The sequence below is a fragment of the Streptomyces sp. NPDC055140 genome (assembly GCF_053607285.1).
This window is the reverse complement of the sequence record NZ_JBSGTG010000008.1, coordinates 267,126-290,722: the sequence shown is the minus strand read 5'-3', so window position 1 is coordinate 290,722 and position 23,597 is coordinate 267,126. Positions and strand designations below refer to the sequence as shown.

The following is a 23,597-nucleotide window of genomic DNA, read 5'->3' as shown; positions in this document are numbered from 1 at the left end:
TCTCCGGACAGCGGGGACATGAGGTGAGGTGTCTGTGATGGCTGTCTCGCGTGGCTGACGCATCCGCCATGAACAAGGCAAACTGGCCTCGTCGTCTTTGGATCCGACGCGTGCGGCAGGGGGCAGCGATGGACGGTGTACCGCGAGTACCGGAGCAGCGGTACGCCGGGACCTCCAAAAGCACCGGGAGCGCTGAGCTGCCCGAGGCCACGGAGGTTCCGGCGAGCCTGCGCTTCAGTGTGCTCGGCCCGGTGCGCGCCTGGCGCGGCGACGAGCTCCTGACCACGGGCTCCCCACAGCAGCGCGCCCTGCTCGCGGCGCTCCTGCTGCGCGAGGGACGCACCGCGACGGCCGCCGAGCTGATCGACGCCCTGTGGGGCGACGAACCCCCGTCGCAGGCCCTCGCCGCCGTCCGTACGTACGCCTCCCGGCTGCGCAAGATCCTCGACCCCGGCGTCCTCGTCAGCGAGTCCGGCGGCTACGCGATCCGTTCCGTGAGCGGCGACGCGCTCGACCTGGCCGCGGCGGAGGCGCTGCGCTCCGACACCGAGAAGGCCCGGGGCGCAGGAGACCTGTGCAAGGCACGCGAGCTGGCCAACCGGGCGCTGGCCCTGTGGGACGGCGAACCTCTCGCCAACATCCCCGGCCCGTACGCCGAGACCCAGCGCGCCCGCCTGGAGGAATGGCGCCTCGGCCTGCTCGAATACCGCCTCGACATGGACCTGGAGCAGGGCTGCCACGCGGAGGCGGTCTCCGAACTCACCGCCCTCACCGCCGCGCACCCCCTGCGCGAACGCCTCCGCGAGCTCCTCATGCTGGCCCTCTACCGCTCAGGCCGCCAGGCCGAGGCCCTCGCCGTCTACGCCGACACGCGCCGCCTCCTCGCCGACGAACTCGGCGTCGACCCGCGCCACGGCCTCGCCGAACTCCAGCAGCGCATCCTCCAGGCGGACCCGGCACTCGCGGAACCGTCCGCCCCGACGGCGGAACCCTCGGCGAGCCCACTCCGCCCCGCGCAACTCCCGGCGACGGTCCCGGACTTCACCGGCCGGGCGTCATTCGTGACCGAACTGCGCGACATCCTGTCGTCCGCCTCCTCCCCCGACGGGGAGGGCCAGGTCATGGCGGTGTCGGCGGTGGCCGGAATCGGCGGCGTAGGAAAGACGACGCTCGCCGTCCACGTGGCCCACGCCGCCCGCCCGTCCTTCCCGGACGGCCAGCTGTACGTCGACCTCCAGGGCGCGGGCCCGCGCGCGGCGGAACCGGAGACGGTCCTCGGCTCGTTCCTGCGCGCGCTCGGCACGGCCGACTCGGCGATCCCCGACTCCCTGGAAGAACGCTCGGCGCTCTACCGTTCCACGCTCGACGGCCGCCGCGTCCTGATCCTCCTGGACAACGCCCGCGACGCCGCCCAGGTCCGCCCCCTGCTCCCCGGCACGGAAGGCTGCGCCGCGCTCATCACGGGCCGCGTCCGCATGGTCGACCTGGTGGGCGCGCATCTCGTGGACCTCGACGTGATGTCGCCGGAGGAAGCGCTCCAGCTCTTCACGAAGATCGTGGGCGCGGAACGGGTGGCCTCCGAGCGAGAGGCGGCCCTCGACGTGGTCGCCGCCTGCGGCTTCCTCCCCCTCGCCATCCGCATCGCGGCGTCGCGCCTCGCGGCGCGGCGCACGTGGACGGTCTCGGTCCTGGCGGCGAAGCTCGCCGACGAGCGCCGCCGCCTGGACGAACTCCAGGCGGGCGACCTGGCGGTCAAGGCGACGTTCGAACTGGGCTACGGCCAGCTGGAGCCCGCGCAGGCTCGGGCCTTCCGGTTGCTGGGCCTCGCGGACGGCCCGGACATCTCCCTCGCGGCGGCGGCGGCGGTCCTGGACCTCCCGGTCGAGCCGACGGAGGACCTCCTGGAGTCGCTGGTCGACACGTCCCTGCTGGAGTCCGCGGCCCCCGGCCGCTACCGCTACCACGACCTGGTCCGGCTCTACGCGCGTGCGTGCGCGGAGCGGGACGAGCTGCCTCCGGAGGAGCGGGAGGCGGCGATGTCTCGGCTGCTGGACTTCTATCTGGCTACTGCGGCCAGGGTCTATGCGATTGAGCGGCCGGGGGATCGCGTCGTAGATCATTTGGCGCCCACTCGCTATGCAGGCATCGAGTTCCACGACCGCCATGACGCCCTCGACTGGTTGTACACCGAGGCCAACTCCCTGCTGGCATGCGCTCGACAAGCGTCAGGAGGCACCACGCTCCGTCAGGCCGTCGACCTTCTCTGGGCGGCCAAAGACTTGGCGGAGTCCGGCGCGAATGCCAAGCAGTACGAGTCGGCCGCTCATGCAGCCAGGCAAGCCGCAACTGCTGCCGACGATGCACGAGCAGAGGGACGGGCTCGAACGACGCTCACCAACGTCCATCTCGTAGCCGGCCGTTATGAGGAGGCGGACGACGAGGCACGTCAAGCGGCACTATTTGCCGCGTCAGCCGACGACGTCGCGCCTCTCTACTGGTCCAGCAACGATCGGGGGATCATCGCTTTCATCCAAGGGAAGCACGCCGAGGCCGAAGATCATCTCCGCAAGGCAATTGACGGCTCCCGCTGCGACGGCAACCTCCCTGCAGAAGCCAGCGCCGTATGCAATCTCTCGCGCCTTCGCGCCTCCATGGGGGACTCGACCAACGCAATCTCCCTTGCCCGTGAGGGCGTGGAGATCTACAACCGCATTGGGCGCACTTTGCGGTTGGCGAATGCCCGATACGCGCTGGGCATTGCCCTGATCCAGGCCGGCCGGTCGTCCGATGCCCTGGACGAGCTTGCTGAGGCACTTCAGATCTTCACCAAGAACCGTCAGCGACTCTGGGAAGGCACCACTCACTTCCGGATTGCTCAGGCGCACCTCGCAGCGAAGCGTCCCACCTCGGCCGCTCAGCACGCCGAACAGGCGCTCGCCACGGGCTTTGTGGGGGGCGACCGCTCACGCGCCGGCATCCTCACGACGCTTGGGCGATCCCTCGTCAGCGTCGGTCAGGTGGATCGCGCACGTGTCTGTTGGCGCGAGGCTCTTGCCCTGTACGAGGCGACAGGCGCCGACGCCCAAGCCAGTGAAGTCCGAGAGCTGCTCGCCCCGACCCCCGCAGTTTGAGACTGCTGGGGCGTTCATTGAACGTTTATAGCTGCCTGACATGCTTAGGTCATCGATCCGCCGCGTCGGGGGGCAGACGGATCGCCGGGACTTGCCTCGCAGGTGAGCGCCCACTACGGCCCTTGTCCGGCAACCCTCGGGGGAGTTGCCGGGCAAGGGTTCTGTCATCCGGTCGCGTCAGAAGGGGTTCATGGCAATGAGCAAGGCAGAGAAGAAGCTGGAAGACATCACCACGATGGACAACCACGCGCCCGCGCCGCCGGCCGACGACACCATCATCACGATGGACAACCACGCGCCCGCGCCGCCGGCCGACGACACCATCATCACGATGGACAACCACGCGCCGGCTCCGGCCAAGGACTCCTAAGACTTTCTTCCCGACGGGGATCGGCCGCGGCGGCGCGGAGGGGGAGCCGTCGCGGCCGAGTCATGTCCGGGCGAGGCGACTCGCTCAGGCCAAACTCTGGCAGAAACTGTCCGATTTCATCGAAGATCCATCTCCTGCCACTAGCGTCACTTGATGTCCGAATGACCACTCGCATCACAGGAGTTGCCATGACGCGCACCAAGAGGATCCTCGTCACCGCTGCCATGGTCGTCGGCGTCGCAGCCGGCGCGGCCGCGCCGGCACTGGCGGACAGCCACATGCCCGTGAGCCCGCCGGACAGCCACGCGCCGATTGTGCCGCTGGACAGCCACGCGCCGGTCGCGCCGCAGGACAGCCACATGCCCTGATCCAGCACCTCCTCGATGGGGCCGAGCTCACCGAGCTCGGCCCCATCGTCGTACCCGCGCCCTAAGCGCGGGGCGCTCCGAAGCGCGCCAGGTAGTGCCACACCTTCTTGACCGACTGCGGGGCGTAGTGGCCGGCGCGGGCCGCGTCTCCGATGATGCGGGGATCGAGTACGCCGCCGACGGCGATCCGCGTGGCCAGGTCGACGTACTCCTGACCTCGGTAGTCCGGGTGACGGCGGAGTTCCTCGACCCCGAGGCGGAAGCCACCGTGCCACTCCACCGGGCAGCCGAGGCGCAGCGCCGCGGCCTCGACCGGGGAGTCGCGGTAGCACGGGTCCAAGACCACCGCCTCCACATGGCCGTTCAGCCGGACCGGCCCATGCACCTGCGCCTCGATGTAGTCGTCGAGGTCGTCCTGGTTGTCGGCCAGGGCAAGGTCGATGAGCCCCATACGATCGGCGACACCGAAATCCGAGGGCTCAAGGAAACTGTCCGGGTAGCAGAACGTCGTCCGCGCCACCGCCCCTCCAGCCAGCCGGAAGTGAGCCGAACCGAACCGCGGCGCCGCGCCCACCGCCTTACGGCGGAAGTTCAACGCCCCGTAGACCGGCCTCTCGTGAGCAGGCGCCCCGTCATATGAACCGCCGAAGATCCGGCTCTCCCAGCGCCACCGGTCCCCGCCGGGATGCGCGGTCAGGCCGCCGTTGCTCGTGCCCGTGACGAACTGCGAGCGGTAGAGGCCGTCGTCCGCCAGTGCGTCCAGGATCGGCTTGCCGTGCAACAGGCGGTCCGGGTGGAAGTTGATCGTTACCCGCAGCGCCGGATCAAGCGGAGGGCCCGACGCCACTGACGCGACATGGCGAAGGGCCCGTTCCTGCGGTTTCCGGAAGGCCTCGGAGCTCATCTGGGCAGTGTTCCCCACGCCACTCAACCTGCGCACATGGATTCCGTCGCGCGGTAGTGGCGGTAGTAGGGCCGGGTCAGCGGGTCGTCGGACACGTCGACCCGGTAGTCCGCCGCCGCCTCGCGTGCGTAAGGGCTACGGGGCCGCGCACGCGGGGGCGGCGGTGCGACCGGCCCCGGCTCCGTCACCGTGACGGCCCGACGCCGGGTGCCCCCGCCCGGCAACAGCCACGCGAGCACCCGCCCGAGCAAGGCCGGCAGCACTACGCCTCCTCCGCTTCGACCTCACACCACACCGTCTTCGACGCCGCGCCCTGTTCCACGCCCCATCGCCGCGCCACCGCGTCGAGCAGTACGAGGCCCCGCCCCGACTCGTCCTCCCCCGTCGCGTGCAGGAGCACGGGGAGCACGCGTGGGTCGGGGTCCGTGACCTCGACCCGGATCCCGACGCCCTCCACCCGCGCCACCCGCACGCGAACCGGCGTCCCCTCCCCCACATGCCGGATCACGTTCCCCAGCAACTCACTGACACAGAGCTGCACTTCGGAGCACTCCGCACCCAAGTGCCCCCGCACCGCTCTGCGCAGCTCGGGCACGGCCTTCGGAACGGCGAGCAACTCGACGGCCAGTTCGTGCGGGCTCACTACCCTCGCGCCGACAGCGGTGGGGGTTTGGTGGTGCATGCGTACGCCTTCCCATCGAGTGCACTCCGTGGCGAATCAGTCACACAGTGGCGCTGAGCGGCGTACCGTAAAAGGGTTTGGGTTCCCGGACCCGAACTGTGGAACTGCGCCCGGCAGTTGTGGAATCGGCGGTAGCGCATGGTGCGACGCAAGGACATCGACGGCTCGGAGAGCGTCGCCTGCTTCTACGGCAAGGAGTTGCGGTGGAAACGGGAGGCGGCCGGGCTCACGCTCCAACAGCTCGTCGAGGGCAGCTTCTACGGCCAGAGCCACCTCAGCGAGATCGAACGCGGCGAGCGCCGCATGCCGCGCGACCTCGCCGAACACGTGGACCGGGTCCTTGAGACCGACGGGTTCTTCGGGCGGCGCTGCGAGGAAGTGCGCAAGGCCCGACGGGCCGGTCACGCGAGTTACTTCGAGAAGGTACTGGAGGCGGAGAAGCACGCGGAGGCCATCGAGGAGTGGTGCCCGACCCTCATCCCTGGCCTGCTGCAGACCGAGGCCTACGCCCGTGCCGTCGTGCGGGCAACGCATCCTCTCGAACCCCAGGAGAGGACCGACGCCAAGGTGAACGCCCGCCTGGCGCGAGCCCGCCTCTTCGACGACGACCACTCGACGCCCGAGTACTGGGCGATCCTGCATGAATTGCTGCTGCGGCTACCCATCCTCCCGCCCGAGGAAATGGCCGAACAACTCGACCGTATCGCCGCCTTGGCGCACCGGCACCGGATCACTCCACAGATCCTTCCGTGGAATTGCGGGGCGCATCCCTTCATGCTCGGCACCGCGAAGGTCATGACCTTCGCTGATGCCCCGCCCCTGGTCTACACGGAGTCGCTCCACACCGGTGACACCATCGATGATCCGGCCCTCGTGAAGGAGTACCGCAGGTCGTACGATCGGCTCAGGGCCGCCGCTCTGCCGCCGGAGGCGTCCCTCGCCCTGATCGAGGAAGCGGCTGAGGACTACCGAAATGGCAAGCAACGACTTTGACTTGAGCGGCGCGTGCTGGAGGAAGAGCACCTACAGCAACGGCAGCGGCGGCGACTGCGTCGAGATCGCCGAGGCCTTCCCCGGCGCCGCCCACTGGACGAAGAGCACCTACAGCAACGGCGACGGCGGGAACTGCGTCGAAGTAGCCCAAGGCCACCCCGCCCTCGTGCCCGTCCGGGACTCGAAGACCGCCCGCTCCGGCGGCCCCGTCCTCCTCTTCCGCACCCCGGCCTGGGCCGCCTTCGTAGCCGACCTGAAGCGCTGACCCCCAGCTAGAGAACAGCGATAGGCAGATCCCGGCCACGCCCACCCCCCTCGTAGCGCACACTCCCTGACCCAAAGCCGCCAATCCCACCCCGCCAGCCAGCCACCCACGCAGGCCCCACCCACCGGGCGCCCGCCTCACGCGCTGGTTATCCACAGGCCCGAGCGCCACATCCCCCGCTCCGGCAGAGTCATCTCATGGCCGGGACGGAGTTGCGGGCGTTGGCGCGGGGCGGGGTGTTGCTCACCTCGGCCGCACTGGAAGCGGGGTGGGCGGGGCGTACGCTCACGCGGCGGTTGCGTGACGAAGGCTGGACCCGGCTGCGAGCCGGGGCGTGGGGCGAGCCCGGGCGGCGGCCCGACCTGCCGATACGGCTGCGCGCCGTACAACTGCTCAAGCCGGGACTCGTCGTCAGTCACCGCAGCGCCGCAGCGCTCTGGCGGATCGAGACCCTCACCCCCGAGCGCGGCGCCCACACCCTGCACTTCACCGACCCCGGGCTCACACTCCGCCGGGAGGGTACGGGGGTGCGCGTGCACCGGATGCCCCTCGCGGCGAGCGAGATCGCGGTCCGATGGGGGCTGCGCGTCACGCACGTGAACCGCACCGTCGCCGACCTGCTCCGGGCAGACGGTCCTACGGACGACGCGCTGGTCGCCGTCGAGTCGGCCCTCACCCGGCGCACGGTGGGCCGAGTGCGCCGGCCCCCGCTCACGACCGCCGCCGCGCTCGCCGCCGAACTGGACGCGCCGCTGCTCGGGGCGTCCCGGGCGCGGGGCCGGCTGAAGCTCGTGGACCCCGGTGCCGGGTCCCCCGCCGAGACCGTCGCCCGCCTGCGCCTGCATGATGCCGGCCTGCGGCCCGAGAGCCAGGTGGAAGTACGCACGCCGGACGGGCGGCGCCGCTTCCTGGACTTCCTGTTCCGGGCGGAAGGGCTCGCCGTCGAGATCGAGGGCTACGCGTACCACGGCTCCCTAGAAGCCCACCGGCGGGACATCGACCGCTTCAACCAGGTCCTCCAGTGCCCGGAGGTCCGCCTCCTCCTGCGCTGCACCGCCGCCGACGTGTTCCAGCGGCCCGAGCGGATGATCGAGGAGATCCGTGCCGCCCTCGGATAGCTGCCGACTACCGTGACTTACCGGCCCGCAGCTCCCCCTTCACCACCTTCCCGCTCGCGTTGCGCGGGAGTTCGGCCAGGAACTCCACCTCGCGCGGCACCTTGTAGTTCGCCATCTCGCGGCGGGACCAGGCGATCAGGTCGTCGGCCGTAAGGACGGAACCCGGGCGCCGTACGACGTACGCCTTGCCGACCTCCCCCAGCCGCCCGTCCGGGACGCCGATCACGGCGACGTCGGCCACGTGCGGGTGGAGGCCGAGGAGCTGCTCTATCTCGGCCGGGTACGCGTTGAAGCCGCCGACGATGAACATGTCCTTGATGCGGTCGGTGATACGAAGGTTCCCCGAGTCGGACAGGACCCCCACGTCGCCCGTGCGCAGCCAGCCGTCCTCGGTGAACGCCTCGCGTGTCGAGTCCTCGTCCTCGAAGTAACCGCTCATGACGTTGAAGCCCCTGACCAGGACCTCGCCGGGTTCGCCGGGTTCGGGCGAGTCCACGCGTACCTCCGTGCCGGGTATCGCCCGGCCGGACGTCGACGCGATCACCGACGCCTCGTCACCGCGGCGGCACATCGTCACGATGCCGCTCGCCTCGGAGAGGCCGTACGCCGTGAGGACGGTGTCGATGCGGAGTTCGGAGCGGAGGCGTTCGACGAGTTGGAGGGGGACCACCGCCGCGCCTGTCACCACCAGGCGTAGGGCCGACAGGTCGTGGGCGGTGCGGTTCGGGTGGTCCAGGAGTGACTGGTGGAGCGTGGGCGGGCCGGGGAGTACGGAGATGCGTTCGGCGGCGATGTTGGCGAGGACCGTGTCCACGTTGAAGACTGGCTGCGGAACCATGGTCGCGCCGCGCATCAGGCAGGCGATGATGCCGGCCTTGTAGCCGAAGGTGTGGAAGAACGGGTTCACGATCAGGTAGCGGTCGCCTTCGCGCAGACCGGCCAGGTCGGACCAGATCGCGTAGCCGCGCAGGGTCTGGGCGTGGGTGATCACCGCGCCCTTGGGGCGGCCCGTGGTGCCCGAGGTAAAAATGATGTCGGAGGGGGAGGCCGGGGCGATTCCCGCCGCGCGGGCCCGGACCGTCTCGCCAGAGACGCCCTCGCCGCCCGCCAGGAAGTCCTTCCAGGTCCGCCAGACGCGTGGGTCCTCGTGGTCGGGTGAGGTGTCGGGGGCCGTGTCGGAGAGGACAACCACCTGCTCCAGGTAGGGGAGTTCGGCGTTCGCACGGCGAAGGGATGCCACGTAGGACGTGCCGAGGAACGTGCCCGTGACGAAGAGGAGCTTCGCGCGGGAGCGGGCCAGGACGTAGGCCGCCTCCGTACCCTTGAAGCGGGTGTTGAGGGGGACGAGGACCGCGCCCGCGCTCACCGCGCCGAGGGCGGAGACGATCCAGTCGAGGGTGTTGGGCGCCCAGACCGCGACCCGGTCGCCGGGTTCGACGCCGCTCGCGATGCACGCGGCGGCCGCCCGTTCGACGCGGTCGCCGAGTTCCGCGTACGAGATGCGCGTACGGCCCTCGACGACGGCCTCACGCTCCCCGTACCGTTCGGCTGCCGCATGCACCAGTTGGGGAACGGTGCCCCACTCCAGGTCCCCGCGCATCGCACGACCTCCACACCCGTAGCCGACCCGTAGCTGACTATCCGTCAGATTAACGGTAGCCTGACGCGCTGTCAGCAGACGGGACGATCGTGGTGGCATCACGACGCGCGGAGGTGGCTTGCGATGGCGGGGCTCAAGGACGCGACAGCCATAGTGGGGATCGGGCAGACGGCCTTCGGTAAACAACTCCGGGAAAACGAGAAGACGTTGGCCTGCCGAGCGATTCTCGCCGCGCTCGACGACGCCGGGATCGCGCCGTCCGAGGTCGACGCCTTCGCCTCGTACACGATGGAGGAGACCGACGAGGTCGAGGTCGCCAAGGCCGTCGGCGCGGGCGACGTGACCTTCTTCAGCAAGGTGGGGTTCGGGGGCGGCGGATCGTGCGCGACCGTCGCGCATCTGGCCGCCGCCGTCGCCACCGGGCAGGCGAGCGTCGGTGTCGCGTGGCGGTCGCGCAAGCGGGGGTCGGGGCCGCGCCCGTGGAAGAACACGGCGGTCCAGCTGCCGACGCCGGCACAGTGGACCCGCCCGTACGGGCTGCTGCGCCCCGCCGACGAGATAGCGATGCTCGCGCGGCGCTACATGCACGAGTACGGGGCGACCAGGGACCACCTCTTCAACGTCGCGCTCGCCTGCCGCAACCGCGCCAACCAGAACCCGGCCGCGATGATGTACGAGCGGCCGCTGACGCGTGACATGTATATGACGGCCCGCATGATCAGCGAACCGCTGTGCCTCTTCGACAACTGCCTGGAGACGGATGGCGCGTTGGCGTGCGTCGTCGTCTCCGCCGAGCGGGCACGCGACTGCCGCCAGAAGCCGGTGTACGTGCACTCGGTCGCGCAGGGGCTGCCGTCCCAGCACCACGGGATGGTCAACTACTGGAACGACGACCCGCTGACGGGGCCGGCGTGGACCGCGGCCCGACACCTGTGGAAACAGGCTGACTTCGGGCCGGAGGACGTGGACGTCGCCCAGATCTACGACGCGTTCACGCCGCTGATCCCGCTGTCCCTGGAGGGGTACGGGTTCTGCGGGCGCGGCGAGGGCGGCGCGTTCACGGAGGGCGGGGCGCTGGAGATCGGCGGACGGCTGCCGCTCAACACCGGTGGGGGCGGGCTCAGCGAGGCGTACGTCCACGGTTTCAACCTGATCAACGAGGGTGTGAAACAACTGCGCGGCATCAGCACGGCGCAGGTACCAGGGGCTGGGACGTGCCTGGTGACAGCGGGCGAGGGGGTACCTACGTCGGCCTTGCTGCTGCGGGGGGCGTGAGCTTGGGCGGTGAGGCCGTTGCGGGTCGCCGTGACCGGCACCATGACCGCCGCCCCGACGGCGTTGGACTTACCCATGACAAAAAGGGAAGTTGGATTGACCAATGACAGAATCTGAAATCTGTTATCTGTCACCTGTCATCGATGACGACGGAGCACCCTTCTGGCACTACGCCGCCCAGTCCCAACTCCGCATGCAGGCCTGTGCCTCCCCCACCTGCGGTGAGCTGCGCTTCCCGCCTCGTCCCTGCTGCCCGCACTGCGGGTCGTTCGAGAGTGAGTGGCGGCTCATGAGCGGGCGGGGGCGGATCTGGTCCTACGTCGTCCCGCATCCGCCGCTCCTGCCCGCGTACGCCGCCGTCGCCCCGTACAACGCGATCATCGTCGAGCTGGCGGACGCGCCCCGGATCCGGCTCGTCGGGAATCTGGTCGCCTCCGCCGACGCGGCCCTGAACTCCGTCGACCCCGGACGGCTGCGCATCGGCGCGAAGGTGCAGGTCGCCTTCACCGACGTCGACGGTGTGACGATGCCGCGCTGGGTTCTGGAGCGGCCGTGAGCGTGCGCGTCGAGACCGACAAGGAGACCGGGGTCGCCGTCGTCACCCTCGACCGGCCCGAACGCCACAACGCGATCGACCTGGCGACCGCCGATGAACTCACCGCCGCCTGGCAGGGGTTCAGGTTCGACGACTCGGTGCGCGCCGTCGTCATCACCGGCGCCGGCGAGCGGGCCTTCTGTACGGGCATCGACCGCGACGCCGAGGTGCCGCAGCCGCAGTCCCCGTACAGCATCGACGATCCGCTCGTCGCGGTCGGGCCCAAGGCCAACGATCTGTGGAAGCCCGTCGTCGCCGCCGTCAACGGGATGGCCTGTGGCGGGGCGTTCTATCTCATCGGCGAGAGCGAGTTCGTCGTCGCCGACGAGAGCGCCACGTTCTTCGACCCGCATACGACCTACGGCATGGTCAGCGCCTACGAGACCATCCACCTCGCCCAGCGCATGCCGTTCGGCGAGGTGGCACGGATGGCGCTCATGGGGACCGCCGAACGGATCTCGGCCCGGCGCGCGTACGAGACCGGGCTCGTGTCCGAACTGACCGGGCCCGGGGGCGCGTTGGCGGCATCGGTGCGCTGCGCCGAGACGATCGCGTCGTATCCGACCGAGGCCGTGCAGGGCACGGTGCGGGCGGTGTGGGCGGCCAAGGAAGCGGCGCGCACGCAGGCCCTCGCGCACGCGCCGCAGTTGATCGCCCTGGGCAATCTGGCTCCGGAGCGGCAGGCCGAGCTGTTCTCCGCGCGGCGGCCGGGCGGGTTCCGGGTGCGGTGACCGGCGGCGGGGAGGCAGGGCCTCAGCTCGGGGCCGGGGCGCCGTCGAGCTGGCAGTGGTCGATCGACGGGAGCAGGCCGACGCCGCCGGGCTTCACCTTGGCGACCTTCGTGCCGTTGGCCGGGACGGTGACGGACGTGCTGCCGTCGATCACGGTGATGTCGTCCGCGTCCTGGAAGTGGATCGTGAGGTTGTAGCGGCCGTCCCGGCTGCCGCGGTTCCTGAGCTCGACGGACGCGTACGCGGAGTCCTTGCCTGCGCACTTGAGGAGCTTCGCCGTGATGTCGGCGCTCCGGCCGCTCCCCGAGGTGCTGGAGGTGCTGGAGGTGCTGGGGGTGCGGGTGGGGCGCCTGTTGTAGCTGCTGCCGCCCGACGTGTAGCCCGAGGAGCCCGAGCTGGAGCTGCTGTACGAGTCGTCGTCATCGTCGTAACTCGAACCGCCTGTCGTACTCGACGACGATCCGCTGTGGTTCTGCTTCGAGCTGGAGCAGCCGCCTCCACCACTGCTGCTGCTGTGTCCCCTGCTCTTGGACGACCCGTGGCCGCGGCCCGTCGAGAATCCGGTCAGTGCGAGTACGACCACGGCCGCCAGTGCCGTGAGCTTCAACCCTCGTCGCAGCATCCTTCTGCTCCCCCGAAAATATGGTGATCATTGCGTTCCGTACGGCGACCCGACACCGTAGCAGCGCCGCGTGGCGAGGGGTGTGGTCCCGGCGTAGCGTCGGGACCGAGAGCCGAACCGGGCCGCACTCAGGAGGCTGCGCATGGTCCGCAACGTCCTTGGGTCGATCCTCGCTCTCCTCGGAGCGACGGCCGCCGTCTCCAGCCCCTTCCGTGCGTGGTACGACGGCCGTCACGGGCGCTATTACCGCCTCGGTGACCTGTTCACGGTTGCCGGAGTGACGGACGCGCGCGCGGAGTTGTTCGGTTCCCTCCTCCTGCCGTTCGTGGTGGCCGCCGCCGCGACGCTGATCGGGATCGTGCTGCGGTCGCGGCTGCTCGTCGCGTTCGCCGGCGTGGTGGTGCTCGCGTTCACCGTGCTGTGGATGGTGCGGGTGGGGCAGGCCGAGGGACGGATGGTGCTGGCCGGTGACGGTTCCGGGCTCGGTCTCGGGGTGGCCGGCGCGGCCGTCGGAGGCGTACTGCTGCTGCTCGGTGCGGCCGTGATGAGCGGGCGGCACAAGCGGCAGCCGCCGCTCCCCGAGTACGCGGACCAGGGGTACGCCGGTGACAGCGGCCCGCAGCCCACGCACTTCACCGACCCGGTGCCGCCCCCGGCGCCCACGCTCGACGGGCCCCAGCACACGCTGGAGGGCCCGATGCAGCCGTACGCCGAGCAGCCCCCGTACCCGGATCCCCCTTACGAGGAGCCCCCGTACGAGGAGGGGCAGCACGGGCACCCGGGTGGGCAGCCCGGCGACAAGCCCTAGCGCGCCGAAGCCGTCCCGGTGCCCTTTTCCGCGTCCAGTGCGTACACGCAGCGGTCCTTGCTGCACGCGTACACCACGCCGTCCTTGACCACGGGTGCGCCGGTGATCTCGCCTCCGGTGGCGAGCTTCCAGCGGAGGCGGCCGTCGTCGGCCTTGAGGGTGTACAGGAGGTGGTCGGTGGCGCCGAAGTGGATGCGGTTGTCGGCGACCACGGGTGAGCCGACGACCTCGCCGCCCGCCTGGAAGCGCCACTTGGGCGTGCCGGTGACGGCGTCGAGGGTGTAGAGGCCCTGGCCGCTGCCCACGTGGACGTGGCCGTGCGAGACGAGGACCGGTTCGATGGAGGAGGGGCGGGGTTCCGTCGCGATGCGCCAGCGGTCGCGGCCGTCGGTGGCGTCGAGGGCGTAGACGGTGCCGAGGTGATCGGCGAGGTAGACGCCGCCGCCGGTGACGGCGGGTCCGGGGGCGAAGGCGGGCGGGCAGAGGAACACGGCGGGCGCCTCGAAGTGCCAGCGGACATGGCCGCTCACGACGTCGACGGCCAGGACTCGGGTGCCGGCGGCCACGTAGACGTAGCCGTCGGAGGCCTGGGTGAGGCGGACGGGGACGCCGCCGCAGGAGGCCGCGTCGCCGATCGGGTACGACCAGCGCTCCTCGCCGGTACGGGCTTCCAGCGCGCGCAGCCGGGCGTCCTGCCAGACGTAGACGGTGCCGTCGTGGATGACGGGTCCGGCCTCGGGGGACTCGAAGTCGCTCTGGGCGCCGCTGATCTCCCACAGCTTGTCGCCGTTGACGGCTTCCCAGGCCTGGACGCCGCCGCCGCGGGTGCCGGTGACGACGGTGCCGCGGTCGGCCTTGAGGGAGTACACCCAGGCGTCGGTCTGGAGCCGCCACAGGTCGTGTCCCTCGCGGGCGTCGAGCGCGTAGAGGGTGGGGCCGTCGGAGGCGTGGATCCGGCCGTCGGCGACGGCCATGGACCAGGCGACGTCGCGGGTCTTGAAGCGGCGCCGGCCGGTGGACACGTCGAGTGCGTGCACCTCGAAAGAGGTCACGTAGACGAGGTCGCCGGCCACGGACGGGGTGCCCCACACGTCGTTCGACATGCGGAAGCGCCAGGGGCGCCAGGCGGCGCCCGCCTCGGGGGCCGGGGCGGGGACCACGGGATCGGGGGTGCCGTTGACGCCGGTCTTGGGGCGGGACCAGGACGCGGCGAGGCCGGCGTCGGCGGGCGGTGCCTTCACGGCGGCGGCGCGGGCGTCGGCGACGCGCGGGCCGGGGCCGATCGGGACCTTCGCCCCGGCCAGGCGCACGGGCCCTGCGTCGGGTGCGAGGCCCGCGGTGCCGACGGGCGCGGGCACGGGGCGCCAGCCGCCGGTGCCGGGGGCGTGGGACGGGGGCGGGCCGGGGGGCTGCGCGGGCATGGCCGGCATGGGGCCGGGGCCGCCGCCGTGCACGCCACGGCCGCCGCTGCCGCCGCGGCCGGGACCGCTGCTCTTGACCGGGGGCCGTCCGCCCCTGCGTTCCTCGATGAGCGCGACGGAGCGCTCGGGCAGCCAGGCGGACGCGGTGCCGCTGTCGTCGCTGCCGGAGCCGAAGAGGTGCGGGGCGAGCTGGGCCTGGAGGTCCGCGGGCGAGGGCCGCAGCGGGGCCTCCATCTTCATGCAGGACTCGATGAGGGGCCGCAGTTCGTCGGGCAGTCCTTCGATGTCGGGGCCTTCGCGCAGCAGCATGAAGACGGTCTCGACGGGGTTGGCGCCGTGGAAGGGGGCGTGTCCGGTGGCGGCGAAGACGAGGGTGGAGCCGAGGGAGAAGACGTCGGAGGCTCCGGTGACGCTCCGGGAGTCCTTGGCCTGCTCGGGCGACATGTAGGCGGGGGTGCCGACGGCGACGTTCGTCATGGTCAGGCGGGTGTTGGAGACGCCGGACGCGATACCGAAGTCGATGACGCGGGGGCCGTCCTCGACGACGAGCACGTTCGACGGCTTCATGTCGCGGTGGACGAGGCCCGCGCCGTGGATGGACTGGAGGGCCTCGGCGATTCCGGCGGCGAGCCACCGCACCGCCTGGGCCGGCAGCGGCCCGCACTCGTTCACTATTTCTTCGAGGGAGGGCGCGGGGACGTAGGCGGTGGCGAGCCACGGCACGGCGGCGCGCGGGTCGGCGTCGACGACGGCTGCCGTGTAGAAGCCGGATACGGCGCGGGCCGCCTCGACCTCGCGGGTGAAGCGGACGCGGAAGAGCTGGTCCTCGGCGAGTTCGGTCCGCACGGTCTTGATCGCCACGCGCCGGCCGGATGCCGAGCGCGCGAGATAGACGAGTCCCATGCCGCCGGCGCCGAGCCGTCCCAGGACCTCGAACGGGCCGATCCGCCTCGGATCGTGCTGCGTCAGCTGATCCACCACTTGCCTGCCTCCCCGTACGGGACCGGGTCGCTGTGCACAGTCCCCGGTCAGCGTCTCACCACCGAAGCCCTGCGGCGGCACGCACCCCGATTCTTCCTGTACGGGGCTCCGGTTGCGAACCCGGGGGCAAAACGGGGTGTCACAGGAGAGGTGCCGCATTACGGGTGGATTCCGCGGGAGCGGGAGGGGAGCGGGAGGGGCCTGTTCAGCCCTGGTGGACGGCGAAGGCGGCGCCCTGGCTGTCGGTGAGGACGGCCACGCGCCCGTACGGGGTGTCGAACGGTTCTTCCTTCACGCGGCCGCCGAGGCGGGTGGCGGCGTCGGCCGTGGCCTCGCAGTCGGTGACGGCGAAGTGGACGAGGAAGCGGGCCGGGGCCTTGCCGGCGGCGGCGGATATGCCGAGGTCGGCGGCGCCCTGCCGCAGGACCGACGCATAGAAGGGGGCGACGGTCGCCCTGTCGCGTGCGCGGAGCTCGGTGCGGCGGAACGTCCCGGGTTCCCCTTGCGTCTCGAAGCCGGTGTGGGTGCCGGCCTGCCAGAGGCCGAAGACGGTTCCTTCGGGGTCGGCGGCGAGCGCCATGGTGCCGAAGGGGCCGATGGAGAGGGGTTCGACGAGGAGGCGTCCGCCGCAGTCCCTTACGGCGGAGGCGACGGTCTCGGCGTCGCGGGCCTTGAAGTAGACGGTCCAGCCGGTGGGCGTGCGGCCGTCGCGGTCCGGGGCGAGGGCTGCGACGTTTCTTCCGTGGCTGTAGGCCTGGGTGTAGTAGCCGTACTCGGCGCCCGCGCCCTCGTCGAAGGTCCAGCCGAAGAGGTCGCCGTAGAAGCGCTTGCCCGACTCCACGTCGGGGAGCGCGGCGTCGGCCCAGCAGGGGGCGCCCTCGGCGAACTCCATCGGCGTGCGTCCTTCCTGTTCACCTGCCGTACGCGGGTGTGCCGTACGTCACTGAGGGAGGAGTGCCCCCGGGTAGCAGGGTGTCGCCTTCGCGGGCCGGTGGCACGGCCAATTCGAACACTTGGCCAATTTTATCCACCGGGTTTTCCACAGGCTGTTGATAACTTGTGCAGCCTCACCGGCCCCCACATGCGCAAAAGCCCCGGGCGGCCCCTCATCAACCCATGTGCCGGAGCCCTCAACCCCATTTGCAGTCGGCCGAATCGCGCTCCGATCACCCCTCGGTAAGCTGACGGCATGACAGGACAAGTGCGTACCGTCGACGGCCGCGTGGCCGGACGGCGTGGTCAGGCGACGCGTCAGAAGCTGCTGGAGTGCCTCGGCGAGATGCTCAGCTCCTCGCCCTACCGGGACGTCAAAGTCATTGATGTGGCCCGGAAGGCAGGCACTTCACCGGCGACCTTCTACCAGTATTTCCCGGACGTCGAAGGCGCCGTTCTGGAGATCGCCGAGCAAATGGCCGCGGAGGGCGCCGGGTTGACCCAGCTCCTCGAGGGCCGCTCATGGGTCGGCAAGGCCGGCTGGCAGACCTCGCAGGAACTCGTCGACGGATTCCTCGAGTTCTGGCGGAAGAACGATGCGATCCTGCGCGTCGTCGACCTCGGCGCGGCCGAGGGCGACAAGCGCTTCTACAAGATCCGCATGAAGATCCTGAACTCCGTGAACAACTCCCTTACGGATACGGTCAAGGAGCTCCAGGCCAAGGGCAAGGTCGACAAGGACGTGAGCCCCGCCGCGATGGCCGGTTCGCTCGTCGCGATGCTCGCGGCCGTGGCCTCGCATCAGAAGGGCTTCCAGACCTGGGGCGTCAAGCAGGCCGAACTCAAGCCCAATCTTGCTCTGTTGGTGCACCTGGGCGTCACCGGCAAGAAGCCGACGAAGTAGCCCTGGAGCAGTCCTTCGGGGTTTTCCAGTTCCTGTCGAGCAGCGGCGGTTCGCGTGTCACGTGAGCCGCCGCTGTTGCAGTTCCATCCCCTGGTCCGCCCTATCGGCGCTCGAGCCGGAAGAGCCTGATCTCCCGCTCCACTCTCGCCTGGTACGTCGCGTACGGCGGCCAGAACTTCAGCACCGCGGCCCAGGCCTCCTCCCGCTCGGCGGAGTCGAGCAGCCGCGCGGTGACCGGGATGTCCTCGCCCTTCCAGTTGATGTCGGCATCCGGATGGGCCAGCAGGTTCGCCGTCCAGGCGGGATGTCCCGGGCGGCCGAAGTTGGACCCGATCAGCAGCCAGGTGCCGGCCTCCCGCTCGGGCATGCACGCGAGTGGCGTACGCCGTGGGAGTCCGCTTTTCGCGCCCTGCGCCGTCAGGATGACCCCCGGCAGCATCTGGGCGCTGAGCAGCACCTTTCCCCGGGTGAGCCGGTGCACGGTGCGGTCCATCGCGGGGATGAAGTGGGGGGCGACGCGGGCGAAGGCGCGGGTCGACGAGACCTTCTGCAGCAGCCTTGCTCCAGGTGGTGCCATCAGGCCGTCGCCTCCTGACGGGTGAAGAGCTCGGCGGATTCCGCGGCGCGTGCGCGCAGCAGGTGGACGGGACCGAAGAGCAGTTCGTCGCCGGTCGCACGCTTGAGATAGAGGTGGGCGTCGTGCTCCCAGGTGAAGCCGATGCCCCCGTGCAGCTGGACGGCCTCGGACGCGGCGGTGCGCAGCGCTTCCAGGGCCTGGGCGAGGGCGAGGCCGCCCGTCCGCTCGGCGTTCCCGGAGCCCGCCGACCAGGCCGCGTAGTACGCCGCGGAGCGCGCCGCCTGCACCTGGACGTAGACGTCCGCGAGGCGGTGCTTGACCGCCTGGAAGGAGCCGATGGGGCGCCCGAACTGCTCGCGCCGGCGCACATGCTCGACGGTCCGTTCCAGGGCGCGCTCGGCGGCGCCGACGGCTTCCGCGGCGAGTACGGTCGCGGCCGCGTCGCCCATGGTCGCCAGGGCTCCGGCCACCTCGTCGCCCTCGCCGGAGCCGAGCAACTCGGCTGCCACGTCCCGTAGTTCGACCCGGGCGCGGGGGCGTGTCTCGTCGAGGGACGTCCGGCGGGTCCTGACGACCCCCTCCGCGTCACCGTGCACGAGGAAGAGCAGGGTCCGTGAGCGGGCGAAGCCTCCGGTGTGGGCGGCGACGATCAGGAGGCCGGCGCTGTGTCCGTCGAGGACCTGGTCGGCCTGCCCGTACAGGCGCCAGCCACCGTCATGGCGGTCGTCCTGCCTGGCCTGGACGCCGCCCGCGCGGCCGCCGCCCGACCAGTCGCCGCGGTTGTCGCCGGTCAGGCCGAGCGCGGTGGCGAGGCCTTCGCCGGGGACGGCGAGCGTCGCGGTCAGGGCGCCCGACGCGATGCGGGGCAGCAGTTCGGCGCGCTGCGCCTCGGTGCCGAGGGCGAGGACGAGCGGTGCGGCGAGCGCCGCGGTGGCGAGGAGCGGGGAGGGGGCCAGGGCGCGGCCCGACTCCTCGCAGGCCAGGGCGAGTTCGGTGGTTCCGCAGCCGACTCCGCCGTAGCGCTCGGGGAGCGCCAGGCCGGGCAGGCCCAGTTCGCCGCCGAGGGCCGACCACAGGGCCGGGTCGTAGCCGGCGGGGGTACCGACGGCTGCCTTGACGTCTTCGGGGCCGCAGCGTTTGTTCATGAGTTCGTGCAGGGTGCGGCGGATCTCGTCCTGTTCCGCGGTGAAGGCGGCGTCCATACGGGCTCCTCCCCGGGGCCCGGCGACCCCGGAACCCCCTGTTCTGACGGGGCGTCATGTTAGGGCGGCGGAGCCGGGAAGCACAGAGACGTGCACAGAGAGAGACTCTGGCGGATCAGCAGATCTGATGTACCGTCAGATTCATGACTGCCGCACTTCACGGTTCCCGCCGGGTCGCCATCGCCGGCATCGCCCTCTCCGACTGCGGCCGCGTGGACGAGGCCACTCCGTACGCCCTGCACGCCCAGGCCGCCCGCCGCGCCGTGGCCGACGCCGGGCTCACCCCCGATGTCGTCGACGGGTTCGCCAGCGCGGGCCTCGGCATCCTCGCCCCGGTCGAGGTCGCCGAGTATCTCGGCCTCAAACCCCGCTGGGTGGACTCGACTTCGGTCGGCGGCTCCACCTGGGAGGTCATGGCGGCGCACGCCGCGGACGCCATCGCCCAGGGCCACGCGCGCGCCGTCCTGCTCGTCTACGGGTCGACGGCTCGCGCCGACATCAAGGCCGGGCGGCGCACGTCGAACCTGAGCTTCGGCGCCCGCGGCCCCCTCCAGTTCGAGGTGCCGTACGGGCACTCGCTGATCGCCAAGTACGCGATGGCGGCGCGGCGCCACATGCACGAGTACGGCACGACCCTGGAGCAGCTCGCCGAAGTCGCCGTGCAGGCACGGGCGAACGCGGCGCTGAACCCGGAGGCCGTGTTCCGCGACCCGGTCACCGTGGACGACGTGCTCGACGGGCCGATGATCGCGGACCCGTTCACGAAACTGCACTGCTGCATACGCTCGGACGGCGGCGCCGCCGTGCTGCTCGTCGCCGAGGACCTGCTGCCCGACTGCGCCAAGTCCCCGGTGTGGGTGCTCGGTTCGGGCGAGTACGTGTCGCACACGACGATGTCCGAGTGGGACGACTTCACCGTGTCCCCGGCGGCCGTCAGCGGGAAGCTCGCCTTCGAGCGGGCGGGCGTCACGCCCGACGAGATCGACCTCGCGGAGATCTACGACGCCTTCACCTACATGACGCTGGCGACGCTGGAGGATCTGGGGTTCTGCGCGAAGGGCGAGGGCGGACCGTTCGTGGAGAAGGGGCGGCTGCTGCGGGACGGCGGGCTCCCGACGAACACGGACGGCGGTGGCCTCTCGGCCCAACACCCGGGAATGCGCGGGCTGTTCCTGCTGGTGGAGGCGGTGCGGCAGCTGCGGGGCGAGGCCGGGGAGCGCCAGGTGCGCAAGGCGGGCGGGCGGCTTCCGCGGCTCGCGGTGGCGTCCGGTACGGGCGGATGGTTCTGCTCGTCGGGAACGGTGGTGCTCGGCACGTCCTGAGACCGCGTCCATGAGGCCGCGTCCATAAGAATCCGGGAATCGGCACAATAAATTTGCAATTTCAATAAACCGATCGCGGACCGCCCATGTGCCGCATCATAAACAACCCGGACCCTGTTATTTCGGATGCACAGTTTCCGTAGGGCATGATCCTGAGTAGGGTGCTCCCCGTCGTCCGTACGGAAAAGCAGAACAGTGGCAGGGGAGCATGACCGCCGGCTCGTTCGAAGGACAGTACGTCTGGCATCCCGCCGCCGACGACCGAGAGCTGGCCAGGGCCTGCACGGATTTGCGGGCGGGCCGCTACTTCGGCGCCCATTCGGTCCTCAAGGAGACGCACGGCGACTTCGGACTGCGCGCCCACCGCTCCCTCGTCCTCGCCTCCGTGGCCGCCGACTCCGACCTGGCGGAACGCTGGCTGGAGGAGGAGCCCGGCCCCGACGCCGCCCTGCTGTGGGCGCGCGTCGCCGTGTTCCGGACCCTGCGCGCGGCCCAGTCCCACGACCGGCGCATCGGGGCCCTGGGCCGGATAGCGCTCGCCGCCTGCGACCGGGCCGCGGACCTCGCGCCCAAGGACCCGACCCCGTGGGCCGCCCGGCTCTCCATGGCCCGCCTCCAGCGGCCCCGCGACCGCGCGCCGCAGGGCCTGCTCACCGAACCCCGCGGCCCGTGGGCCCAGTTCGAGCACGTCACGCGCCTCGACCCCTGGCACCGCGAGGCCCACCACCAGTTCCTGGCGTTCTTCTTCACCCGGCACGGCGGCACGGCGAACGCGGCCTGGGACGTGGCCGCGTATCTGAGCCAGCGCGCCCCGGCCTCGTCCCCGCTGCGCCTGCTGCCCCTCGTCACCCTCGTCGAGGGCCACAACCCGGCGTCCCTCCTCGCCGAGCACACCTGGGACCAGCCGCAGTGGAAGGCGACGGCGCTCGGCGCGTACCGGAACTGGCTGCCGCAGGTGGCCGGCTACCGCTTCACGCCGGTTCTCGACCTGGCGTATCTGGCGCACGCGCTGCACATGGCGCAGTGCGCCTTCGAGGCCCGGGCGGTGTTCACGGCCATGGGCCCGTACGCGTCCCGGATGCCGTGGAGCGTCTTCGGCGACCCCGAGGAACAGCTCAGCAGGGCGCGGCGCGCGTGCGGCCTGCCGGTCCCCCACAGCACCTGACCCCCACCCGCCCCACAAGTTTCGGAAATTCCCCCACACCGGAAGGCCGAGGTTGTGTCCGACCCCCTGACCAGCGCACCCACTCCCCCCACGTCCCCCACCAGATCCGGGCGGCCCGCCGCCGCGCTCGACGACGACGCGACGCTGCACGCGATGGGCTACCCGCGGAAGCTGACCCGGCGCTTCAAGGCGTTCGACAATTTCGCGATTTCCTTCACGATCATCAACATCATCTCCGGCATCTTCTCGTCCTTCGGGTTCGGAATGAACGCCGGCGGGCCGCGCATTCTCGTGTTCGGCTGGATAGCCGTAGCGGCCATGGTGCTTTTCGTCGGAGCGTCGATGGCCGAAATTGCATCGGCGTATCCGACGAGCGGGGCGCTCTATTTCTCGGCGGGAAAGCTGGCGAAACGGCACAAGGGCGCCTGGTCCTGGTACACGGGCTGGCTGAATTTCGTGGGGCAGGTCGGCGGCACCGCGGCGACGGGCTACGCGGCGGCGACGTTCATCCAGGCGTTCCTCGTCATGCAGTGGCCGTCGTACCACGCGACGGCGCAGCAGACGGTCCTCATCACGGCGGTGATCCTGCTGCTCCAGGCGCTCGCCAACACGTACACGGTGCAGCTGGTGGCGCTGGTCAACCGGATCTCCGTGTGGTGGCTCCTCGTCGGCATGGTGGTCATCGTGGTCGCGCTGATCGCCGTGCCGGACCATCACCAGTCGGCGTCGGTCGTCACGCAGTTCACCAACAACACCGGCTTCTCCAACGGGATTTACGCCGCTCTGCTCGGCCTCCTCGTGACCAGCTGGACGTTCACCGGCTTCGACGGCAGTTTCCACATGTCGGAGGAGACGGTCCAGGCGACGGTCAACGCGCCGAAGGGCATCATGCGGTCGATCGGCTACTCCGCCGTCACCGGCCTGATCCTGATGCTGGCCCTCGTCTTCGCGATCGGCGACTACGCGGCGGAGGCGAGCGCGTCGGCGCCGCCCGTGCAGATCCTCATCGACGCGCTCGGCATGACGACGGCGAAGCTCCTGCTGCTGATCGTCATCGGCTCGATGCTGTTCTGCGGCCTGGCCAACATGACGAGCAACACCCGCCAGATCTTCGCCTTCTCGCGTGACGGCGCCATGCCGGGCTCGCGCTGGTGGCACTCGGTCTCCTCGCGTACGCGCACGCCCGTGAAGGCCGTGTGGCTCGCGGCGGCCTGCTCGCTGGTCCTCGTGGTGCCGGGCTGGTGGTCGCACACGGCGTTCACCGCGATCGTGAGCGTGAACGTCGTGGGGCTCTACCTCGCGTACGCCGTCCCGATCTACCTGCGCCTGCGCCACGACGACTTCCAGCAGGGGCCGTGGAACCTGGGCCGCTGGGGCAAGCCGGTGGCCGCGGTCGCGGTGGTCTGGATCGTGGCGAGCAGCGTCCTGTTCATGCTGCCGCAGGCGTCCCCGATCAACGCGACGTCGTTCAACTACGCGCCGATCGCGCTGGTCGCCGTCCTCGTGATCGCGACGGTGTGGTGGTTCGCGACGGCCCGCCGCCGCTTCCAGGGCCCGGTCAGCTACGGCAGCCCGGACGAGGTCGCGGCGATGGACCTGATCTGACGGGCCTCGCCTGACGGGCTCTGCT

23 protein-coding genes are annotated in these 23,597 nt (G+C 70.8%); 14 read left to right on the top strand and 9 right to left on the bottom strand.

Annotated features, from left to right (window positions below):
• Positions 1–128: 128 nt before the first annotated feature.
• The 3 genes from ACWFR4_RS18465 to ACWFR4_RS18455 all read left to right on the top strand — a co-directional run bounded on the left by ACWFR4_RS18465 (position 129) and on the right by ACWFR4_RS18455 (position 3,869).
• Positions 129–3,131 carry a BTAD domain-containing putative transcriptional regulator gene (locus tag ACWFR4_RS18465; RefSeq protein ID WP_453653308.1) on the top strand — a complete coding sequence of 1,001 codons (3,003 nt, stop codon included), beginning with the start codon at positions 129–131 and terminating at the stop codon, positions 3,129–3,131.
• A 196-nt stretch (positions 3,132–3,327) separates the two neighbouring features.
• Positions 3,328–3,501 (top strand): sigma-like protein, encoded by a 174-nt coding sequence (locus tag ACWFR4_RS18460; protein WP_453455718.1) that lies wholly within the window; start codon positions 3,328–3,330, stop codon positions 3,499–3,501.
• Between the two features lie 188 nt (positions 3,502–3,689).
• Entirely contained in the window at positions 3,690–3,869 is a 180-nt protein-coding gene (locus tag ACWFR4_RS18455) for a hypothetical protein (protein ID WP_453653306.1), read from the top strand.
• Positions 3,870–3,930: 61 nt separating this feature from the next.
• On the opposite strand, the gene ACWFR4_RS18450 is transcribed toward ACWFR4_RS18455, so the two are convergent.
• The 3 genes from ACWFR4_RS18450 to ACWFR4_RS18440 are packed head-to-tail and all read right to left on the bottom strand — an operon-like array spanning position 3,931 to position 5,455.
• Positions 3,931–4,773 carry a DUF3626 domain-containing protein gene (locus ACWFR4_RS18450; protein ID WP_453653304.1) on the bottom strand — a complete coding sequence of 281 codons (843 nt, stop codon included), beginning with the start codon at positions 4,771–4,773 and terminating at the stop codon, positions 3,931–3,933.
• A 23-nt stretch (positions 4,774–4,796) separates the two neighbouring features.
• On the bottom strand, positions 4,797–5,036 hold the full coding sequence (locus ACWFR4_RS18445; protein ID WP_453653302.1) for a hypothetical protein: 240 nt from the start codon (positions 5,034–5,036) through the stop codon (positions 4,797–4,799).
• Complete coding sequence (locus ACWFR4_RS18440; protein WP_453653300.1) at positions 5,036–5,455, bottom strand: ATP-binding protein; 420 nt, start codon at positions 5,453–5,455, stop codon at positions 5,036–5,038. Before ACWFR4_RS18440 ends, ACWFR4_RS18445 begins: the two co-directional genes overlap by 1 nt.
• A 138-nt stretch (positions 5,456–5,593) precedes the next feature.
• On the opposite strand from ACWFR4_RS18440, the gene ACWFR4_RS18435 reads away from it, so the two are divergent.
• The 3 genes from ACWFR4_RS18435 (at position 5,594) to ACWFR4_RS18425 (ending at position 7,831) form a co-directional block, all read left to right on the top strand.
• Complete coding sequence (locus ACWFR4_RS18435) at positions 5,594–6,448, top strand: helix-turn-helix domain-containing protein (RefSeq protein ID WP_453653298.1); 855 nt, start codon at positions 5,594–5,596, stop codon at positions 6,446–6,448.
• Positions 6,429–6,713, top strand: a complete 285-nt coding sequence (locus tag ACWFR4_RS18430) for a DUF397 domain-containing protein (protein WP_453653296.1) — start codon at positions 6,429–6,431, stop codon at positions 6,711–6,713. Before ACWFR4_RS18435 ends, ACWFR4_RS18430 begins: the two co-directional genes overlap by 20 nt.
• A 197-nt stretch (positions 6,714–6,910) precedes the next feature.
• Complete coding sequence (locus ACWFR4_RS18425) at positions 6,911–7,831, top strand: hypothetical protein (protein ID WP_453653295.1); 921 nt, start codon at positions 6,911–6,913, stop codon at positions 7,829–7,831.
• A gap of 7 nt (positions 7,832–7,838) precedes the next feature.
• Here ACWFR4_RS18425 and ACWFR4_RS18420 read toward each other — a convergent pair whose 3' ends face one another.
• Positions 7,839–9,431, bottom strand: coding sequence for a FadD3 family acyl-CoA ligase (locus tag ACWFR4_RS18420; RefSeq protein WP_453653293.1), 1,593 nt, complete (start codon positions 9,429–9,431; stop codon positions 7,839–7,841).
• A 123-nt stretch (positions 9,432–9,554) separates the two neighbouring features.
• Here ACWFR4_RS18420 and ACWFR4_RS18415 point away from each other — a divergent pair, with 123 nt between their 5' ends.
• The 3 genes from ACWFR4_RS18415 (at position 9,555) to ACWFR4_RS18405 (ending at position 12,032) form a co-directional block, all read left to right on the top strand.
• On the top strand, positions 9,555–10,706 hold the full coding sequence (locus tag ACWFR4_RS18415) for a lipid-transfer protein (protein WP_453653291.1): 1,152 nt from the start codon (positions 9,555–9,557) through the stop codon (positions 10,704–10,706).
• 103 nt (positions 10,707–10,809) lie between these two features.
• Complete coding sequence (locus ACWFR4_RS18410) at positions 10,810–11,262, top strand: Zn-ribbon domain-containing OB-fold protein (RefSeq protein WP_453455700.1); 453 nt, start codon at positions 10,810–10,812, stop codon at positions 11,260–11,262.
• Complete coding sequence (locus ACWFR4_RS18405; RefSeq protein WP_453653289.1) at positions 11,259–12,032, top strand: enoyl-CoA hydratase/isomerase family protein; 774 nt, start codon at positions 11,259–11,261, stop codon at positions 12,030–12,032. Before ACWFR4_RS18410 ends, ACWFR4_RS18405 begins: the two co-directional genes overlap by 4 nt.
• A 22-nt stretch (positions 12,033–12,054) precedes the next feature.
• Here ACWFR4_RS18405 and ACWFR4_RS18400 read toward each other — a convergent pair whose 3' ends face one another.
• The gene (locus ACWFR4_RS18400) at positions 12,055–12,654 is read right to left on the bottom strand and encodes a hypothetical protein (protein ID WP_453455695.1); all 600 of its coding nucleotides are present in this window, start codon (positions 12,652–12,654) and stop codon (positions 12,055–12,057) included.
• Positions 12,655–12,796: 142 nt separating this feature from the next.
• On the opposite strand from ACWFR4_RS18400, the gene ACWFR4_RS18395 reads away from it, so the two are divergent.
• Complete coding sequence (locus tag ACWFR4_RS18395; protein ID WP_453653287.1) at positions 12,797–13,462, top strand: hypothetical protein; 666 nt, start codon at positions 12,797–12,799, stop codon at positions 13,460–13,462.
• Here ACWFR4_RS18395 and ACWFR4_RS18390 read toward each other — a convergent pair.
• Positions 13,459–15,864 carry an outer membrane protein assembly factor BamB family protein gene (locus tag ACWFR4_RS18390; RefSeq protein ID WP_453455689.1) on the bottom strand — a complete coding sequence of 802 codons (2,406 nt, stop codon included), beginning with the start codon at positions 15,862–15,864 and terminating at the stop codon, positions 13,459–13,461. The two genes, ACWFR4_RS18395 and ACWFR4_RS18390, sit on opposite strands and share 4 nt — an antisense overlap.
• A 205-nt stretch (positions 15,865–16,069) precedes the next feature.
• A complete protein-coding gene (locus tag ACWFR4_RS18385) occupies positions 16,070–16,756 on the bottom strand; it encodes a VOC family protein (RefSeq protein ID WP_453653285.1) in 687 nt (228 codons plus the stop codon).
• Positions 16,757–17,053: 297 nt separating this feature from the next.
• Here ACWFR4_RS18385 and ACWFR4_RS18380 point away from each other — a divergent pair, with 297 nt between their 5' ends.
• Entirely contained in the window at positions 17,054–17,701 is a 648-nt protein-coding gene (locus ACWFR4_RS18380) for a TetR family transcriptional regulator (RefSeq protein WP_116512450.1), read from the top strand.
• Between the two features lie 100 nt (positions 17,702–17,801).
• Here ACWFR4_RS18380 and ACWFR4_RS18375 read toward each other — a convergent pair whose 3' ends face one another.
• Both ACWFR4_RS18375 and ACWFR4_RS18370 read right to left on the bottom strand, forming a co-directional pair.
• A complete protein-coding gene (locus tag ACWFR4_RS18375; protein WP_453653283.1) occupies positions 17,802–18,278 on the bottom strand; it encodes a nitroreductase family deazaflavin-dependent oxidoreductase in 477 nt (158 codons plus the stop codon).
• Complete coding sequence (locus ACWFR4_RS18370) at positions 18,278–19,480, bottom strand: acyl-CoA dehydrogenase family protein (protein WP_453653281.1); 1,203 nt, start codon at positions 19,478–19,480, stop codon at positions 18,278–18,280. The genes ACWFR4_RS18375 and ACWFR4_RS18370 overlap by 1 nt, the downstream gene beginning before the upstream one ends.
• Before the next feature lie 143 nt (positions 19,481–19,623).
• Between ACWFR4_RS18370 and ACWFR4_RS18365 the strand changes: the two genes are divergently transcribed.
• From ACWFR4_RS18365 to ACWFR4_RS18355, 3 genes are all read left to right on the top strand, one after another.
• Positions 19,624–20,802 carry a thiolase C-terminal domain-containing protein gene (locus ACWFR4_RS18365; RefSeq protein WP_453653279.1) on the top strand — a complete coding sequence of 393 codons (1,179 nt, stop codon included), beginning with the start codon at positions 19,624–19,626 and terminating at the stop codon, positions 20,800–20,802.
• A gap of 208 nt (positions 20,803–21,010) precedes the next feature.
• Positions 21,011–21,967, top strand: coding sequence for a hypothetical protein (locus ACWFR4_RS18360; RefSeq protein WP_453455678.1), 957 nt, complete (start codon positions 21,011–21,013; stop codon positions 21,965–21,967).
• A 153-nt stretch (positions 21,968–22,120) separates the two neighbouring features.
• The gene (locus ACWFR4_RS18355) at positions 22,121–23,572 is read left to right on the top strand and encodes an amino acid permease (RefSeq protein WP_453455765.1); all 1,452 of its coding nucleotides are present in this window, start codon (positions 22,121–22,123) and stop codon (positions 23,570–23,572) included.
• Positions 23,573–23,597 lie beyond the last annotated feature (25 nt).